1 pseudogene is annotated in these 561 nt (G+C 67.6%); it reads left to right on the top strand.

Annotated elements, in window-relative coordinates:
- Positions 1-16 precede the first annotated feature (16 nt).
- A pseudogene (locus B7L92_RS41740) lies at positions 17-561 on the top strand (NACHT domain-containing protein); the annotation flags it as partial.

Genomic DNA, 561 nt, shown 5'->3' with positions numbered 1-561 from the left:
CACGCGCTGGGCACCCGTGATAAGCAACCTCAGCAGTGGCGACACCGCCCTTGCCCAGGCTCTCAGCACGCCGCTGATGCTTTTCTTGGCCCGCACCCTCTATAATCCCCGCCCCGGTGAACAGACCGGCTCCCTCCCGAACCCTGCCGAACTGTGCGACGCCACGCGCTTCCCCACGGTGAGCAGCATCCAGCAGTACCTTTTCGACGCCTTTGTCCCGGCTGCCTACCGGCCCCACCCGGATCCTCGGAAGCGTCCCCGCTGGCAGGCTGCGGACGCTCAACGCTGGCTGGCCTTCCTCGGCGCCCATCTGGAATCGCGACTGCAGGGAACCACCGACTTGGCGTGGTGGCACCTACGGCACTCCGCTCCGAGGCCTCTGGTCGGTCTTCTGATGGGAGTCACGAGTGGCCTGGTCGGTGGGCTTGTCGCCGGGTTCGGGGCGGACATCGGCATCGGCTTCGGTGCTGGTCTGGGAAGTGGCATTCTCCTGGGATTCGTGGTCGCGCTGCCGGTCCGACGGATCAGTGGGCCCGGCCAGGGTGCCCTGAGCGGACTCGC

Source organism: Streptomyces viridosporus (assembly GCF_002078235.1).
Classification (GTDB): Bacteria; Actinomycetota; Actinomycetes; order Streptomycetales; family Streptomycetaceae; genus Streptomyces; species Streptomyces viridosporus.
The sequence above is the reverse complement of the archived record's forward strand: the minus strand, read 5'-3'. Positions and strand labels throughout refer to the sequence as shown.